This window comes from Brachyspira catarrhinii (assembly GCF_005518285.1).
Lineage (GTDB): Bacteria > Spirochaetota > Brachyspiria > Brachyspirales > Brachyspiraceae > Brachyspira > Brachyspira catarrhinii.
Genome location: NZ_SJDU01000607.1, coordinates 1 through 955 on the forward strand (window position 1 = coordinate 1; position 955 = coordinate 955).

General features: G+C 27.2%; 1 protein-coding gene. It reads right to left on the reverse strand.

The features are described 5' to 3' along the window. Nucleotides 1–92: 92 nt before the first annotated feature. The coding region (locus EZH24_RS12595; protein WP_473807489.1) for a family 4 glycosyl hydrolase at nt 93–955 on the reverse strand (863 nt) is incomplete at its 5' end.

A 955-nucleotide genomic window follows, 5' to 3' on the forward strand; every position in this document is an offset into this window, starting at 1 on the left:
ATTTTTTTAACATAAAAAGTAAAGCCCTATAATAAATATTATTATAAGGCTTTATAAATTTAATTAATTTTTTAATATGTATTTATAAAAAACTATTTTAAATAATCCAAATAAGGTTTCTGACAAGATATCATAGTATCAAGCATATCTTCAGTATTTTTGCATACATTAACAACAGGATTGGCAAGTATAGCCTGTATAGCATATTCTCTTTTTTTATGTATAGCAGCTTCAGCAGTTAAATCATACACACTTACATAATTTCTTAAAAGTGATAAAAATCCTTTAGGTACATTATTAAGTTTTACACCCTCAACTTTATTTTTACTAATAACAGCAGGCACTTCTACAGCTATCCAATTAGGCAAATCTTCTATTAATCCATCATTTAAAATATTTACAGCCTCTTCTGTATAACTATTGCCTGTAACTATAGCATCAATTATACTTGAAGCTCTTTCTTTTACTATAAGTTCTATTTTAGGCTCAGCTTTAGAAAGAACGGTTCTGTATAATTCATAAAAGTCTAATATACCTCTATGATCTGAAACGTCCCAAGCCCAAGCTATATATTCACCAAAATGGCTGTCTACTGTTATAGGTAAAAGTTTATAATTATCTAATATTACTTTTAAAAGTCTTCTGTCTGCCCATATAAACTCGCCTTTAAGTTTTTCTTCTATTGAATGATCAAAGTTTTCTGTTTTTGAAAAGCTATTATTTTCTTTAGCATATTTTAATAAATCACTGTAGCCTACTTCATGTTCAAAATAACCATAAGCATTTTTTAATACATCAGGGTACAAATCTTTTCCACTTTTTTTATCTTTTATTTCTAGTAAACAACTGAAATGATTTAATCCTCCAGCTTTAATATCTAAAGATTCATAATTCATTCTAAGAATTTTTGGAAGCCATTTATGTAACCAGCCTATTTCATGGCACATACCTATAA